This window comes from Paraburkholderia sp. SIMBA_054 (assembly GCF_046534875.1).
GTDB classification, from domain to species: Bacteria; Pseudomonadota; Gammaproteobacteria; order Burkholderiales; family Burkholderiaceae; genus Paraburkholderia; species Paraburkholderia hospita.
Genome location: NZ_JAWRXV010001123.1, coordinates 1 through 258 on the forward strand (window position 1 = coordinate 1; position 258 = coordinate 258).

Below are 258 nucleotides of genomic sequence, written 5' to 3' on the forward strand. Positions count from 1 at the left end.
TAGCTTTACATCCCATCATTGAAATTCCAGTTAATACTTTCTGAAAATGGTCGATAACATGCATCTCCATGTTAGCAGCTCCAGAAAGGTCTATAATTAATGTTTGAATCTTTAAATCTGATATACCAGTTAATACTTTCTCCTCAATCGTTCGGATACGGTATGTGTCCATCATTCCAATCAACGGTAATACAGCTACAGATTGACTAAGCGGTATAACAGGAACGGACAGATGTTCAACTAATTCCCTTTGTGAGG

The 258-nt window shown here is 37.2% G+C and carries 1 protein-coding gene; it reads right to left on the reverse strand.

Annotated features, from left to right (window positions below; translation table 11 throughout):
• Window positions 1–258 (reverse strand): STAS domain-containing protein (locus SB822_RS58660; RefSeq protein WP_410859316.1); only part of this gene is annotated, 258 nt, incomplete at both ends.